Here is a 13,861-nt window from a genome sequence, read left to right as displayed (position 1 = left end):
AATCGGCTTCAGCAAGCCGCTAAAATTTTACGCATCCCGGCGGCGCAGGAGAAGCAGCTCGTCGAGAATGACGAGACCGGCGCCGATGGTGATGAAACTGTCGGCGAGATTGAAGACGGCGAAGGACCAGGTCTCGGTGTAGAAGAGGACATAGTCGATCACATAGCCGAACAGCGCGCGGTCGATCAGGTTGCCGAAAGCGCCGGCGATGATGAAGGCATAGCCGGCATGGGCAAGGCCGCGGGCCTTCGGCGTCTGACGCCACAGCCAGATGACGAAGGCGACGACGAGAAGGCGGAGCGTGACGATGAACCAGCCCTCCATGCCCGACAGCATGGAGAAGGCGACGCCGTAGTTATAGGTACGGTAGAGCGCCAGCATCGGCACCACATGCACCGCCTCCTGGAAAGGCAGGAAAGCCTCGACGGCGAACTTCACCGCCTGGTCGAGCAGCAGCGCCAGCAGGATGAAGACGATCACCGGCACCGGCCGGGACATCAGGGGAACGCGTTCGCTCATGCGCGCGCATCCAGCGTCAGGAGATGGCGGCGCGCCTCGAAGAGCATGACGCCCGTGGCGATGGCAAGGTTCAGTGAATCGGCAAGGCCGACCTGCGGGATGCGGGCAAGCGCATCGGCCTCGCGGGCAAGCTCTTCCGGCAGGCCGGACTGCTCGTTGCCCATCAGCAGCACGACGGGTTTCTTCTTGTAATCGATGGTGCGGTAGTCCACCGCGCCGGCAAGATGGGTCGCGACGACGGAAACGCCCGCCCCCTTCTTCCAGGCGAGAAAATCGGCCGCGCTCGCCTTCACCAGCGGCACGGCGAAGACCGAGCCCATGGTGGCCCGCACGGTCTCCATCGAGAACGGATCGGTGCTTTCGCCGACAAGGATGACGCCGCTGGCGCCCGCCGCATCGGCGGTGCGGACGATCGTGCCGAGATTGCCGGGATCGCGCACCCGGTCGAGCGCCACATAGGTCTCGCCGGTCTTCGGCTTCAGGTCCCGCAGGTTCGTCCAGCGCTGGGTGAAGATGCCAACGACCATCTGCGGATTGTCGCGCCGGGTGATCGAGGCAAGCACCTTCTCGCTGACCTCCAGCACCAGTCCACCGCGCGCCACGGTCTTCGTCGCGACCTGCACGACCTGCGGCTTGTCCTTGACGTTCTTGGCATAGACCAGCGTGCGGATCTCGAAGCCAAGCTCAAGTGCGTCGATGACGAGCTTCAGGCCTTCCGCCATGAAGCTCTTCGTCTCGTCGCGGTCCTTCTTGTTGGTGAGCGCCTTGATGTCCTTGACGATCGGGTTGGAAAGGCTCGTGACCTCCTTCACCTGACCGACGCGGCGGCTCCCGTGATGTTCCTGGCTCATGCGCTGATCCATCGGCTGAAGAGGGAGGTGGAGAGCGCGCGGCCGGCGTTTCCGCCGTCCGGGCCGCTCTCGCGGATGACGAGCTCGCCCGATTCCACCGTGCCGCCGGCCCCACGCATCGTCTCGCGCATCAGCTCGTGGATGGAATAGAAGCTCGCGCGGATCGAATAGGCCGTCAGCACCAGGCCGATGGCCTTGGGCGACAGGATTTCCCGGCAGATGTCGAGCATCAGCGGAAGATGGTCGAAGAGGTGCCAGACCTCGCCGTTCGGGCCGCGGCCGAATTTCGGCGGGTCGGTGAGAATGATGTCGTATTTGCTGCCGCGGCGTTCCTCGCGCTGGATGAACTTCATCGCATCCTCGCAGATCCAGCGGATCGGCAGCTTCTCCATGCGGCCGAGCGCCTGGTTCTCGCGCGCCCAGCCGATCGCCTTCTTCGAGGCGTCGACATGGGTCACTTCCGCGCCGGCGCTGGCGGCGACCAGCGAGGCGACGCCGGTATAGCCGAAGAGGTTCAGCACCTTGACCGGACGGCCCGCCGTCTCGACCTTCTCCTTCATCCAGCTCCAGTGGGCGAGCTGTTCGGGGAAGACGCCGACATGGCGGAAGGCGGTGAAACGGCCGTGGAAATCGACGCCGAGGAGCTGCATGGGCCAGGTCTCGCCCAGCGCCGCCTGGGGGAACTTCCAGCGCCCCATGCCGTCCTCGTCCGTATCGCCGGTGAAGAGCGCATCCGCCTTGCCCCAGGTGGCGGCCGGCAGGCTGCGTTGCCACAGCGCCTGTGCCTCCGGGCGCACGATGCGGTAGGGGCCGTACTGCTCCAGCTTCTCGCCGGCACCGCTGTCGATCAGGCGGTACTGGTCGGAACCGGCGGTCTCGAGGATCACGGGCACGCGCTCGGCGGGCTTGTCGCCTTCGCGGCGCATCAGCGGGCGGGCGGGCGCCTCGGGGGCCGGGCGCTGCTCCTTCTTCGGGGCCGGCGTCCTTTCGGCCGGCGCCCTCTGCGCCTGTGCCTTCAGGGGCGCATGCGCCTTGGCGGGCGCGGCGGGGCCACTCTTGGGCCGGCGATGTCTGTCCTTCACGGTGGCTCGTCCGTCGTCGGTTGAAACTTGCCGGCAGCGCCGGAAAACAAGCGGCTCCCATACCATCCCTCCCCCACTTGGCAAAGCGCTTTCCGATTGCGATAAATTCCCAACCGGTGAGGAGGATCGATCATGGACATGTCCGGCGAAGAACGCATTGCCGCTCCGCGCGACGCCGTCTGGGCGGCGCTCAACGATCCCGAGGTGCTGAAGGCCTGTATTCCGGGCTGTCAGTCGCTGACGATGAAATCGCCGACGGAGCTGGAAGCGACCGTGAAGATCAAGATCGGCCCGGTCTCGGCCACGTTCAGCGGCGAAGTGACGCTCTCCAATCTCAACCCGCCGGAGAGCTACACCATCTCGGGCGAAGGCAAGGGTGGCATTGCCGGCTTTGCCAAGGGCGGCGCGGACGTGCGCCTTACCGAAGACGCCGAGGGCACGATCCTCGCCTATGACGTGAAGGCGCAGATCGGCGGCAAGCTTGCCCAGCTCGGCTCACGCCTCATCGATTCCACCTCGAAGAAACTGGCGGCGCAGTTCTTCTCCGATCTCGGCGCAAGGCTGAACGGCGGGGCTGCCTAGGCTGTAGTGACGATTTAACGTTTGACGGTTTCCAACCGAGAGCAAATCAGATTCAAGACTGACTTTTGGAGGTTGGTCATGGATATGGATAGGCTCAGTTCTGAGCAATGGTCTCGGATCGAGCCCTTTGTCCCGGGAGGACGCAAAGGGCGGCGGGGACCACGTTCCAACAATCGCCGATTTGTCGAAGCACTGATCTGGATGGCCCGCTCTGGTGGGCGCTGGCGTGATCTTCCCGCACTCTACGGCGACTATCAGACGGTCAAACGACGCTATTATCGCTGGATCGAGATGGGCGTCCTGGAAAGCTTATTCGAGGCGTTGGCGCGCGAAGCGGACCTTGATTGGGTTTCGATTGATTCCACCTCCATCCGTGCTCAGCCTCAAGCCGCCGGTGCGCGGCAAAAAAGGGGGGAGCGGACGCCCAAGGTCTTGGCCGCTCACGTGGCGGGCTAGGTACAAAGATCCACGCTGTCGTCGATGCCTTGGGGCTGCCGGTGCGCTTCGTGCTCGCACCGGGACATCGTGGCGATGTGATCTATGGCAAGCAATTGCTCCATGGCCTCAATCCAGGCCACGTCATCGCCGACAGAGCCTATGATGCAGAGCACTTCCACGATACTATTCTGGACGCTGGCGCAGTCCCGGTTATTCCGCCACGACCCAAGCGACGACGTCCACATGCCTGTAACTGGCGGCTTTATAAGGAGCGCAATCTCGTTGAGCGCTTCTTTGCAAAGCTCAAGCAATTCCGCCGCGTTGCCACACGCTACGACAAACTCCTCGTAAACTTCAGGGGCTTCGTCATCATCGCGGCTATAACCATCTGGCTCAGATAGTTAAATCGTCACTACAGCCTAGGCTATTTTCCGGAGACGGGTACGATCGCCTGCGAGGCGATCGCCTCGGCGCGGGTGCGGTGCTTTTCGGCTTCCGTATGCCATTTCACCGCTTCGTTCGCCTCGGTGCGAGCGCGCTTGCGGTACTTGCCCTGGGCAAACCAGGTGATCAGCGCGCCGAGCACAAGGCCGAAGATCGTCGCGAGGAAGAGGTAGACGAAGAAGGGCGCGGTGACGGAGAGCACGCTATCTTCCGGCCGGAACGGGTTCAGCGCCAGGGTCACGGACTGGCGGTTCGCCACCGACAGCACGATCAGCACGATGCCGACCGGGATGAGCACGAGGACGTTGACTATTCGCTTGATCATCTCACCTCACTGAAGCGCGGGGCCTCTTACCGCAATTCCAGCAAAACCGCTTCACGCTCTTGCCGCAATTGCATCAATCGTCCTGGTCGGCCTGACCCGGATTGAGGCGCTCGCGCAGTTCCTTGCCCGTCTTGAAGAAGGGCACCCACTTTTCCTCGACGAAGACCGCATCGCCCGTGCGCGGGTTGCGGCCGGAGCGGGAGGGGCGATTCTTGACCGAGAAGGCGCCGAAGCCGCGCAACTCGACGCGGTTTCCGGCAGCCAGCGCATCGGTGATCTCGTCGAGCACCGCGTTGACGATGTTCTCGACATCGCGGTGATAGAGGTGGGGATTGCGCGCGGCGACAATCTGAACCAGTTCCGACTTGATCACTGTATCCCCCTCAAAAATTCTTGTTTTTCAATCGCGATCAACCTGCCAAACCGAGACCAGACCGTCAAGAAACAACTTTTGGCCGGCCAGTTTTTCGAGCGTCGGGGCAAGGTCGAGACCGAGAAGGGAGCGGGCGAGCTCCTGTGCGCTGCCGAAGAAGGGGAAGCCGGAGCGGTTCGTCGGCTCGTAGTCGACAAAGGGCAGGTCCGCCGCCACCTTGCGCTCGTCGAGATAGGCGCGGATCGCCTCCGGCCCGCCAAGCCGGTCGACCAGCTTGACGGCAAGCGCCTGGCGACCGGTGAAGATGCTGCCGTCGGCAAGGCGCAGCACCTCGTCACGCGGCAGCTTGCGGCGCTCGGCGACGAGATCGACGAACCAGTCGTAGCTGTCCATCACCATGGAGCGGATCATCGTCTTGGCCTCCTCGCTCGCCGGATGGAAGGGCGACGGCTCGGCCTTCAACGGGGCGGACTTGATCTCCTCCAGCGAGACGCCGAGCTTGTCCATGAGGTCCTTCATCTGCGGATACTGGAAGATGACGCCGATGGAGCCGGTGATGGAGCTTTCGCCCGCGATGATCGTATCGCCGGCGGTGGCGATCATGTAGCCGGCGGAGGCGGCGAGCGTGCGCACGTCCGAGACGACGGGCTTCTTTTCCGCCACCTTGCGCAGCGCCTTGAAGAGGACTTCCCCGCCATAGGTGGTGCCGCCGGGCGAGGAGATCGTCACCACGAGCGCCTTCACCCGGTCGTTGCGCGCGATGCGGTCGAGGCGCTCCAGAAGTTCGCTGTCGTCCTGGATGATCCCCGAGATCTTCACCCGGGCGATATGGTCGACGGGCTGGCTGCCGGACCACTTCCAGCTTGCCGCGGCAAAGAGCGCGATGAGCGCGATCAGGATGGCCGCGACGCGCCAGAAGGTGAGCTTGCGGCGCAGTTGCCGGCGGTCGGCGATGGCGGATTGATCCATGTCCTGTCCTTGATGCTGGTGGCCACCGCGTTCGAGGTGACTTGCCGAAGGCCCTATCGATATGGCATTCCCCGCACAAATGGCAAATCGTCGCCGAACTTTCTTGGACATCCATTGTTTGTTCAGGAATAATCGCCATATGGGGGCCGTTATGCATGCGGCCCGTCCCTCGGCGCGGCGAAGGCCAGAAGCACTATTCAAGCGGGCAGAATGCTGGACAGCGTGACAGAAGCACCGACGGGTGCACCGGGCATGGGCGTTTCCGCCGAGGCTTACCGCCTCGCGACGCGCCATTCCGCGCGCGTGCGCGTCCTCAAGATCGCCCTGCCGGTCATCGCCCTCGTCATCGCCGCGATCTTCGCCGTCGTCTCGATCATCCGCACCTATATCCCGTCCGACCTCAGCGTCGAGAGCGCGACGATCGAGGACGGCAAGATCGTCATGCGCTATCCGGCCATCGCCGGCCGCAACAATGACGGCATCAGCTATTCCATGAAGGCCGAGCGCGCGCTGCAGGACATGAAGCAGCCCGACGTCATCACGCTGGAAAACATCACCGCCAAGATGCCGGTCAACGAGAAGACCGTCGCCGAAGTCGTGGCGGAAAAGGGCGTCTACGACCGCGGCAAGAACCTGCTCGACATGCTCGCCCCCTTCACCATCACGCTGAACACCGGCCTTGAGGCCGCGTTCCGTTCGGCGCATCTCGATATCAACGGCGGGAGCATGTCGACGGAGAAGCCCGTTTCAATCCATTCCTCCGCCGCATCCATTGTTGCGCAGTCGCTGCGAATGACGGATAAAGGCCGGGTCGTCGTCTTTGAAGGCAAGGTCGTCGTCGACGTCGACCCTGTCGCCATCCGCAACCGAGAAAAGTAAGAGCGCCATGTTCGCCAGTCTCTCCGCCCCCCTCCGGGCCGCCAGCCTTTTCGTTCTTGCCGCAGGCGTCACGCTTGCCGCAGGTTCCGCCGGCGCCCAGCAGACGTCGAGCCGCATGCAGGGCATGAAGCTGTCGAACGACCAGCCCATCCAGATCCAGAGCGACAAGCTCGAGATCCGCGACCAGGAGCGCAAGGCGGAATTTGCCGGCAATGTGAAGGTCGTGCAGGGTTCGACGACGCTGCAGGCCGGCCGCATGATCGTCTATTACAAGTCCGGCGGTGGCTCGGTCGCCAGCGGCGACGCCGACATCGAGAAGATCGACGTCTTCGACAAGGTCTACCTGAAGTCCCAGACCCAGGAAGCGACGGCCGACACCGGCACCTTCAACATGGTCAACGAGACGCTGCTGCTCAAGGGCAAGAAGGTCGTGCTTTCCGAAGGCGAGAACGTGTTCGTCGGCTGCCAGCTGACCGTGACCATGAAGACCGGCGAAGCCAAGCTCGACGCCTGTGGCGGCCGCGTCATGATCCAGCTCGACCCGAAGTCCCGCAAGCAAACGAACTGATATAGCGCTCCCCCCGTGTCTTCCTCCTTGCTCACCCGACTGACGCGCCGCCCGAAGAAGGCTGCGCAGGAGCCGCAGCGCAGCGCCGATCTGTCGCGCTACGAAGGCACGCTCATTGCCCGCGGGCTGACGAAGACCTATCGCGACCGGCGCGTCGTCAACGGCGTGTCGCTGGTCGTGCGCCGCGGCGAGGCCGTCGGCCTGCTCGGCCCCAACGGCGCCGGCAAGACGACCTGCTTCTACATGATCACCGGCCTCGTGCCGGTCGACGAAGGCTCCATCGAGATCAACGGCCACGACGTCACCACCATGCCGATGTATCGCCGCGCCCGCCTCGGCGTCGGCTACCTGCCGCAGGAAGCCTCGATCTTCCGTGGCCTGACGGTGGAAGAGAACATCCGCGCCGTTCTGGAAGTGCACGACAAGGACAAGGCGCGGCGCGAAGCCAAGCTCGACAGCCTGCTTGCCGAATTCTCCATCGCGCATCTGCGCAAGTCACCGGCCGTGGCGCTGTCGGGCGGCGAACGCCGCCGCCTCGAAATCGCCCGCGCGCTGGCCACCGATCCGACCTTCATGCTGCTCGACGAGCCCTTCGCGGGCGTCGACCCCATCTCGGTCGCCGACATCCAGGCGCTGGTGCGCCACCTCACCTCGCGCGGCATCGGCGTTCTCATCACCGACCACAATGTGCGCGAGACGCTCGGCCTCATCGACCGTGCCTATATCATCCATGCCGGTGAAGTGCTGACCCATGGCCGGGCGAACGACATCGTCAGCAACCCGGATGTGCGCCGCCTCTATCTTGGCGACAATTTCAGCCTCTGAGGCGGCTCTTCACCACGTTCGCGGCTGCGACTTGACCAAACCCCTCAAAAAAGCAATTTTCGGGCCAGTTGGATTTTGCCGCCTTCGGCCGTGACGGTCGCTGGCCGCCCTTGCCGGAGAACAGAGCGTCCGCATGGCCCTCGCCGCCAGCCTTTTCCTGCGCCAGAACCAGTCGCTGGTCATGACCCCGCAGCTCATGCAGTCGATCCAGCTTCTGCAGATGACGCATGTCGAGCTGACGCAGTTCATCGAGCAGGAGGTGGAGAAGAACCCGCTGCTGGAAATCTCCGCCGGCGAGGACGGGCGCGGCGCCGACGAGCCCTTTACAGGGGAAACCTACAGCGAAAGCGACGACGGCGCCCAGCCCGACCTCTATGAGACCGCGACGGCGGGCAGCGCCGGCAGCGCGCCGGAGACGCTGGATGGCGGGCTGGACAATGTCTTTCCCGACGATGCCGGTCCGCGCGCGGCGGATGCCCCGGAGCTTCTCGGCCAGTGGAAATCCATGCCGGGCGGCGGCGAGGATGGCGAGGGCTACGACCTCGACGCGTTCGTGGCGAGCCGCAAGACGCTGCGCGACGTGCTGAACGAACAGATCCCCTTCGCGCTCGCCGACCCCGTCGACCGGCTGATCGCCCAGCACCTCGTCGACCAGCTCGACGAGGCCGGCTACCTGCAGGGCAGCACGGCGGAGACGGCGCTGAAGCTCGGCAAGCCCGCTGCCGACATCGAGCGCGTGCTCGCCCGCCTGCAGGAACTGGACCCGCCGGGTGTCTTCGCCCGTACGCTCAGCGAATGCCTCGCCATCCAGCTTCGGGCGCTCGACCGGCTGGACCCGGCCATGGCCGTGCTGCTGGACAATCTCGAACTGCTCGCCCGGCGCGACTTCGCGACGCTGAAGAAGCTCTGCGGCGTCGGCGAAGAAGACCTGCTCGACATGCTGGCGGAAATCCGCAAGCTCGATCCCAAGCCCGGCACGCGCTACGAGACCAGCGCCTCGGAGGCCGTGGTGCCCGACATCATCGTGCGGGCCGCGCCCGACGGCACCTGGCATGTCGAACTCAACGCCGACACGCTGCCGCGCGTCCTCGTCAACCGCGACTACTACGCCGCCGTCTCCCGCCGCACGAGCCGCGACAGCGCCGACTACACCTTCCTCAACGATTGCCTGCAGACGGCCAACTGGCTGACGCGCAGTCTCGACCAGCGTGCCCGCACCATCATGAAGGTGGCAATGGAGATCGTTCGGCAGCAGGACGCCTTCCTGCTGCACGGCGTCGATCATCTGCGCCCGCTCAACCTGAAAACCATCGCCGAGGCGATCAAGATGCACGAGTCGACGGTGAGCCGCGTCACCTCGAACAAGTACATGCTGACGCCGCGCGGGCTGTTCGAGCTGAAATATTTCTTCACCGTCTCCATCGGTTCGGCCGAGGGCGGTGATTCCCACTCGGCCGAGAGCGTGCGTCACCGCATCCGCACCATGATCGCGCAGGAAGCCCCCGAAGCCGTGCTGTCCGACGACGATATCGTCGATGCACTGCGAAAGGGCGGCGTGGATCTCGCCCGCCGGACGGTCGCGAAATACCGCGAGGCGATGAACATCCCCTCCTCCGTCCAGCGCCGGCGCGAAAAGCGGGCGCTCGCAAAGGCGGCCGGCGGCTGAAACAAAGCCGGGATAAGCGGCGTTTCAGCCCTCAAGACGTTAACGATCACTGAATCCGCCAATTGACTTCGCGAACAGGAAGGGCTAATGCGCGCCCCACTTCCGAAGGGAAGGCATACCGGACTTCCAAACATATCCCCGCTTTTCTTGAGCGTGCGATGCAGCAAACAGCGCATGCGTGAAAAGCTTGGAACGCAGATGAGGTTGGAATAGACTGGTGCGCGCAAATCATGAAAGAGAGGTAACCTCCATGAGTGTGCGTGTGTCCGGTAAACATATGGAAATCGGCGACAGCTTCCGCCAGCGTATTGAAGAGCAGGTCGGAGAAGCCGTAACCAAATATTTTGACGGAGGATATTCGAGCCAGGTCACCGTGGAAAAAGCGGGATCGCGGTACAGTGCGGACTGCAAGCTTCACCTGGATACGGGCATGGCCTTGCAGGCCAATGGCGAGGCAAACGATCCGCTGGCAGCCTTCCAGGCAGCCTCGGAGCGGATCGAAAAACGCCTTCGCCGGTACAAGCGCAAACTCAAGGCACACCACAATGGCAATGGTCACGACGCCTTTGCAGAAGTGGCCTACACGGTGATGGATTCGGTCCCCGACGAAGACGACGAGCTTCCCGAGGACTACGCCCCGACCATCGTTGCGGAAAGCACGAAGAAACTCAGGACGATGTCCGTCGCAAGCGCCGTCATGGCGCTCGACATGACGGACGAGCCGGTTCTTCTCTTCCGCAGCGCCGGATCGGAGCAGCTCAATATCGTCTACCGACGCAACGACGGAAATATTGGCTGGATAGACGCGGCCAATATCAAAGGCTGAGTGACGGGAGCGTGGTGCCGGGACGGGCACCACGCTTCTTCAATCCCTTCACCCAGCGCACGAGGACAAGAGCATGGCATTGGCAGGTCTACTGCAGCAGAGTGCGATTATTCCGGCGATGAAGGCCAATTCCAAGAAGCAGTTGCTTCAGGAGCTGGCGGTAAAAGCGGCCAAGATCACCGGAATTCCGGAACGTGAGATCTTCGACGTCATCCTTCAGCGCGAGCGACTCGGTTCGACCGGCGTCGGCAATGGCATCGCCATTCCGCACGGCAAGCTGAAGGAGCTTTCGCAGATCACCGGCCTCTTTGCGAGGCTCGAAACTCCCGTCGACTTCGAGGCCCTGGACGACCAGCCGGTCGACCTCGTCTTCCTGCTGCTTGCGCCGGAAGGCGCCGGCGCGGATCATCTGAAAGCCCTCTCGCGGATCGCCCGCGTGCTGCGCGATCCGGCAATGGTCGCCAAGCTGCGCGCCTCCGACAGCGAGAGCGCCATCTACGCCTGCCTCAGCGAGGAACAGGCGTCCAACGCGGCCTGAGGCCGCGCGATACCGATATCGATTGCTTGCGAAAACCGCCGCGGACCTTCTGTCCTGCGGCGGTTTTCGTTCGCCCGGACTTACGCGAGAAACGTCGGCAGCGTGGCGGCGAGCATCGCAACGCCCGAGACGGTGAGCAGGCCGAGCACGATGCGGCGGAACGCCGCCTCGCTGATGCCGATATAAAGCCGGCTGCCGAAGAGCGTCGGCAGCAGCATGGCCGGGGCGACGACGGCGAACATCGGCACCATTTGCGCCGTGACCACGCCCGTGGCGCAATAGGTCGCCATGGTGACGGCGAGCGTCGCCAGGTTGAAGTTCTGGATGACGGTGCGCTGGCTGTCCTTGTCCATCTGCCTGAGGGTGCACCAGAGCGTCGGCACGGGACCGGAAAAGCCGCCGAGGCCCGCCATGACGCCGCCGATGAGCCCGGCCGCGCCATCGGCAAGCCGGCCGCCGAAGCGCACGGGCGGCAGCGCCCGGGAAAACAGCATGATGGGGCACCAGACGACCAGCAGCAGGCCGAGCAGGATCTTGAAGAGCCGCGCGTCCAGCAAGGGCAGGATCGCCGTGCCGATGGGAATGCCGGCAAGGCCGCCAAGAAGGAACGGCAGGAGCAGCGGCAGGCTGAAACCGCGCCGGACGGAAAAGGCCCCGACCACCTGTCCCGTCAGCGCCCCGAAGACCACCAGCACCGCAGCCAGTTGCGACTCCACCGTCCAGGCCCAGAAGGACATGGCAACCAGCCCGAAGGCGAAGCCGGAGAGACCCTGAACGAAGCCCGCGACGATTGCGCCGAGCGCAATGATCCACACGGTTTCGGGCAAGGATAATCCTTTCGGACGGGAAATGCCGACACGGTCGGCCAGTGGGGTTGCCGGGAGAATGCCGCAAGAGGCAATGCCGGGCAAGACGAACGCCGAGGCGCGAGCTTCTCCCGTCGCGCCGAGGTGAAGCCGCAGATGGCGGCGGGCGGGAGACGTTTGCAGACAATCAAACGCCCGCATCCTTGCGGATACGGGCGCGGGAATGGGCTTGTCGGGCCGGTCAGGCCTGTGCGGTGCTGGTCTCGCCTGCGGACGCCTTCGGGCCGCCCTTGGATACGCCGACCATGGCCGGACGCAGCACGCGCTCGCCGATGACGAAGCCGGCCTGCACGACCTGAACGACCGTGTTGTTGGCGATCTCGGCGTTCGGCACCTCGAACATGGCCTGGTGGAAGTTCGGGTCGAACTTCTCGCCCATCGGCTCGATCTTGCGCACGCCATGGCGCTCGAGCGCGGCAAGCATCGAGCGCTCGGTCATCTCGACGCCTTCGGCCAGCGCGGTGAGGCCGGCATCGCCGGTCTCCTTGGCTTCGGCCGGAATGGCATCCAGCGCACGGCGCAGGTTGTCGGACACGGCCAGCATGTCGCGCGCAAAGCCGGCGACGGAATAGGACTTGGCATCCTTCACGTCGCGCTCGGTGCGGCGGCGCAGGTTGTCCATCTCGGCGGCGAGGCGCAGGTACCGGTCGCGAAGATCGGCGTTTTCAGCACGCAGCGCGTCGACGGGATCGGGCTCGGCAGGGATTGCGGCCTCGACCGTACCATCAGCTTCAGCGGCAACGTTGTTTTCCACCGCTTCGTCAGGTCCGTGTTTCTTGTTCTCGTCGGTCATGACGGTCTCCGAATTGCATTTCTAAGGGGTTGCGCCCGATATCGAGCTTTGGGCCTGAAAAATCAAGGGCCGAGGGCGGATTGACGGCGCAATGAATGGCATGCCGACGCCACACGCGCTTGCGCAACCATGCTTTAGCGCGAAAGCCGCGACATAAGCTGGGCCGTATAATCCACCATGGGCACGATACGGGAATAGTTGAGCCGCGTCGGCCCGATGACGCCGACGGCGCCGACGATCTTGTCGTCGCTGTCGCGGTAGGGCGCGACGATGAGCGAGGAACCCGAGAGCGAGAAGAGCTTGTTCTCCGAGCCGATGAAGATGCGCACGCCCGGCCCCGTCTCGGCGAGATTGAGGAGTTCGATCAGGCTGTCCTTGCGCTCCAGGTCGTCGAAGAGCATACGCAGACGGTCGATATCGTCGGCACCCGCAAGACCTTCGAGAAGGTTTGCCCGGCCGCGCACGATGAGCCGTGTCGGCTTTGCCTCCTCGAAACCGCCGGACCAGACGGCAAGGCCGCGCTCGACGAGGTCCTGCGACAGTTTGTCGAGCTCGCTGCTGATCTCGCCGCGCAGGCGCTCGAGCTGCGAGCGCGCTTCCAGCAGCGTGTTGCCGGCAAGATGCGCGTTGAGGAAGTTGGCCGCTTCGGTGAGCTGCGAGCCGGTGACGCCGGCCGGCAATTCGATGATGCGGTTTTCCACCTGGTCGTGATCGCCGACCAGCACGACCAGCGCCTTGGTCGGCTCCAGCCGGATGAACTCGACATGCTTCAGAACGGCGTCGTTCTTGGTGGTGATGACGAGCCCCGCGCCGCGCGACATGCCCGACAGCGCCTGGCTCGCCTCGTTCATCATGGTCTCCACCGCCGTATGCTTCTGGCCATGCGGGCGCACATGACGCTCGATGGAGGCGCGGTCTTCGGCGGAGATATTGCCGACCTGCATGAAGGCATCGACGAAGAAGCGCAGGCCAAGCTGCGTCGGCAGGCGGCCGGCGCTGATATGGGGCGAATAGATGAGGCCGAGTTCTTCCAGATCGCTCATCACGTTGCGCACGGAAGCCGGCGAGAGCGACATGGGAAGGATGCGCGACAGGTTGCGCGAGCCGAGCGGCTCGCCGCTTTCCAGATAGCTTTCCACGATGCGGCGGAAGATTTCGCCCGAACGCTCGTCGAGCGCGGCCTGACTTTCAGGACCCGGAGACTTCTTGAAAACCATCTTTCCGCTGCAACCCTATTATTTCCAGGGAATATAGTGATTTCACCGCCGAGCGCAAAACGGATTTTCCCGGCCGTCCGGCCTGCGCCATTCCCTCGCC

General features: G+C 64.0%; 17 protein-coding genes. 8 read left to right on the top strand and 9 right to left on the bottom strand.

Going from position 1 to position 13,861, the window contains the following annotated elements:
- Window positions 1-27: 27 nt before the first annotated feature.
- From lspA to V8U06_RS20960, 3 genes are read right to left on the bottom strand one after another with little or no spacing between them, the layout of a single operon-like run.
- Complete coding sequence (gene lspA, locus V8U06_RS20970) at window positions 28-519, bottom strand: signal peptidase II (protein WP_226920776.1); 492 nt, start codon at window positions 517-519, stop codon at window positions 28-30.
- Window positions 516-1,370, bottom strand: a complete 855-nt coding sequence (locus V8U06_RS20965) for a TrmH family RNA methyltransferase (RefSeq protein WP_427142342.1) — start codon at window positions 1,368-1,370, stop codon at window positions 516-518. The genes lspA and V8U06_RS20965 overlap by 4 nt, the downstream gene beginning before the upstream one ends.
- Window positions 1,367-2,452 carry a class I SAM-dependent methyltransferase gene (locus V8U06_RS20960; RefSeq protein ID WP_427142341.1) on the bottom strand — a complete coding sequence of 362 codons (1,086 nt, stop codon included), beginning with the start codon at window positions 2,450-2,452 and terminating at the stop codon, window positions 1,367-1,369. Before V8U06_RS20960 ends, V8U06_RS20965 begins: the two co-directional genes overlap by 4 nt.
- Before the next feature lie 132 nt (window positions 2,453-2,584).
- On the opposite strand from V8U06_RS20960, the gene V8U06_RS20955 reads away from it, so the two are divergent.
- Window positions 2,585-3,034, top strand: a complete 450-nt coding sequence (locus V8U06_RS20955) for an SRPBCC family protein (RefSeq protein WP_226920781.1) — start codon at window positions 2,585-2,587, stop codon at window positions 3,032-3,034.
- Window positions 3,035-3,112: 78 nt separating this feature from the next.
- Window positions 3,113-3,873 (top strand): IS5 family transposase gene (locus V8U06_RS20950; protein WP_427142340.1). Its coding sequence is split into 2 segments (ribosomal slippage): window positions 3,113-3,440 and window positions 3,440-3,873, totalling 762 coding nucleotides; the frame shifts between segments, so codons are not numbered across the junction.
- 23 nt (window positions 3,874-3,896) lie between these two features.
- Here V8U06_RS20950 and V8U06_RS20945 read toward each other — a convergent pair.
- The 3 genes from V8U06_RS20945 to sppA all read right to left on the bottom strand — a co-directional run bounded on the left by V8U06_RS20945 (window position 3,897) and on the right by sppA (window position 5,583).
- Window positions 3,897-4,241 carry a hypothetical protein gene (locus V8U06_RS20945; RefSeq protein ID WP_226920783.1) on the bottom strand — a complete coding sequence of 115 codons (345 nt, stop codon included), beginning with the start codon at window positions 4,239-4,241 and terminating at the stop codon, window positions 3,897-3,899.
- A gap of 73 nt (window positions 4,242-4,314) precedes the next feature.
- Window positions 4,315-4,632, bottom strand: a complete 318-nt coding sequence (locus V8U06_RS20940) for an integration host factor subunit beta (protein WP_158565422.1) — start codon at window positions 4,630-4,632, stop codon at window positions 4,315-4,317.
- A gap of 9 nt (window positions 4,633-4,641) precedes the next feature.
- Window positions 4,642-5,583 carry a signal peptide peptidase SppA gene (gene sppA, locus V8U06_RS20935; protein ID WP_427142339.1) on the bottom strand — a complete coding sequence of 314 codons (942 nt, stop codon included), beginning with the start codon at window positions 5,581-5,583 and terminating at the stop codon, window positions 4,642-4,644.
- 210 nt (window positions 5,584-5,793) lie between these two features.
- On the opposite strand from sppA, the gene lptC reads away from it, so the two are divergent.
- From lptC to ptsN, 6 genes are all read left to right on the top strand, one after another.
- Window positions 5,794-6,462 carry an LPS export ABC transporter periplasmic protein LptC gene (lptC, locus tag V8U06_RS20930; RefSeq protein ID WP_427142338.1) on the top strand — a complete coding sequence of 223 codons (669 nt, stop codon included), beginning with the start codon at window positions 5,794-5,796 and terminating at the stop codon, window positions 6,460-6,462.
- Window positions 6,463-6,469: 7 nt separating this feature from the next.
- On the top strand, window positions 6,470-7,030 hold the full coding sequence (locus V8U06_RS20925) for an LptA/OstA family protein (protein ID WP_427142337.1): 561 nt from the start codon (window positions 6,470-6,472) through the stop codon (window positions 7,028-7,030).
- Window positions 7,031-7,069: 39 nt separating this feature from the next.
- The gene (lptB, locus tag V8U06_RS20920; protein ID WP_427142366.1) at window positions 7,070-7,855 is read left to right on the top strand and encodes an LPS export ABC transporter ATP-binding protein; all 786 of its coding nucleotides are present in this window, start codon (window positions 7,070-7,072) and stop codon (window positions 7,853-7,855) included.
- 133 nt (window positions 7,856-7,988) lie between these two features.
- Window positions 7,989-9,521, top strand: a complete 1,533-nt coding sequence (gene rpoN, locus V8U06_RS20915) for an RNA polymerase factor sigma-54 (RefSeq protein ID WP_427142336.1) — start codon at window positions 7,989-7,991, stop codon at window positions 9,519-9,521.
- Window positions 9,522-9,771: 250 nt separating this feature from the next.
- Complete coding sequence (gene hpf, locus V8U06_RS20910) at window positions 9,772-10,347, top strand: ribosome hibernation-promoting factor, HPF/YfiA family (protein WP_226920793.1); 576 nt, start codon at window positions 9,772-9,774, stop codon at window positions 10,345-10,347.
- Between the two features lie 73 nt (window positions 10,348-10,420).
- Entirely contained in the window at window positions 10,421-10,885 is a 465-nt protein-coding gene (ptsN, locus tag V8U06_RS20905) for a PTS IIA-like nitrogen regulatory protein PtsN (protein ID WP_226920795.1), read from the top strand.
- A gap of 80 nt (window positions 10,886-10,965) precedes the next feature.
- Here the strand turns inward: ptsN and V8U06_RS20900 are convergent, their stop codons facing one another.
- The 3 genes from V8U06_RS20900 to hrcA all read right to left on the bottom strand — a co-directional run bounded on the left by V8U06_RS20900 (window position 10,966) and on the right by hrcA (window position 13,761).
- Window positions 10,966-11,712: a sulfite exporter TauE/SafE family protein gene (locus tag V8U06_RS20900; RefSeq protein ID WP_427142335.1), complete on the bottom strand. Its 747-nt coding sequence runs from the start codon at window positions 11,710-11,712 to the stop codon at window positions 10,966-10,968.
- A 220-nt stretch (window positions 11,713-11,932) separates the two neighbouring features.
- Window positions 11,933-12,544 carry a nucleotide exchange factor GrpE gene (gene grpE / locus V8U06_RS20895; protein WP_427142334.1) on the bottom strand — a complete coding sequence of 204 codons (612 nt, stop codon included), beginning with the start codon at window positions 12,542-12,544 and terminating at the stop codon, window positions 11,933-11,935.
- 134 nt (window positions 12,545-12,678) lie between these two features.
- Window positions 12,679-13,761 carry a heat-inducible transcriptional repressor HrcA gene (gene hrcA, locus V8U06_RS20890; protein WP_226920801.1) on the bottom strand — a complete coding sequence of 361 codons (1,083 nt, stop codon included), beginning with the start codon at window positions 13,759-13,761 and terminating at the stop codon, window positions 12,679-12,681.
- Window positions 13,762-13,861 lie beyond the last annotated feature (100 nt).

The organism is Shinella sp. G-2, assembly GCF_050172695.1.
Lineage (GTDB): Bacteria > Pseudomonadota > Alphaproteobacteria > Rhizobiales > Rhizobiaceae > Shinella.
This window is presented reverse-complemented; position numbering and strand designations above follow the sequence as displayed.

Coding starts and splice junctions, on each gene's coding strand:
- lspA (WP_226920776.1), bottom strand. CDS start 519: ATGAGCGAACGCGTTCCCCTGATGTCCCGGCCGGTGCCGGTGATCGTC.
- V8U06_RS20965 (WP_427142342.1), bottom strand. CDS start 1,370: ATGAGCCAGGAACATCACGGGAGCCGCCGCGTCGGTCAGGTGAAGGAG.
- V8U06_RS20955 (WP_226920781.1), top strand. CDS start 2,585: ATGGACATGTCCGGCGAAGAACGCATTGCCGCTCCGCGCGACGCCGTC.
- V8U06_RS20945 (WP_226920783.1), bottom strand. CDS start 4,241: ATGATCAAGCGAATAGTCAACGTCCTCGTGCTCATCCCGGTCGGCATC.
- sppA (WP_427142339.1), bottom strand. CDS start 5,583: ATGGATCAATCCGCCATCGCCGACCGCCGGCAACTGCGCCGCAAGCTC.
- lptC (WP_427142338.1), top strand. CDS start 5,794: ATGCTGGACAGCGTGACAGAAGCACCGACGGGTGCACCGGGCATGGGC.
- V8U06_RS20925 (WP_427142337.1), top strand. CDS start 6,470: ATGTTCGCCAGTCTCTCCGCCCCCCTCCGGGCCGCCAGCCTTTTCGTT.
- rpoN (WP_427142336.1), top strand. CDS start 7,989: ATGGCCCTCGCCGCCAGCCTTTTCCTGCGCCAGAACCAGTCGCTGGTC.
- hpf (WP_226920793.1), top strand. CDS start 9,772: ATGAGTGTGCGTGTGTCCGGTAAACATATGGAAATCGGCGACAGCTTC.
- ptsN (WP_226920795.1), top strand. CDS start 10,421: ATGGCATTGGCAGGTCTACTGCAGCAGAGTGCGATTATTCCGGCGATG.
- grpE (WP_427142334.1), bottom strand. CDS start 12,544: ATGACCGACGAGAACAAGAAACACGGACCTGACGAAGCGGTGGAAAAC.
- hrcA (WP_226920801.1), bottom strand. CDS start 13,761: ATGGTTTTCAAGAAGTCTCCGGGTCCTGAAAGTCAGGCCGCGCTCGAC.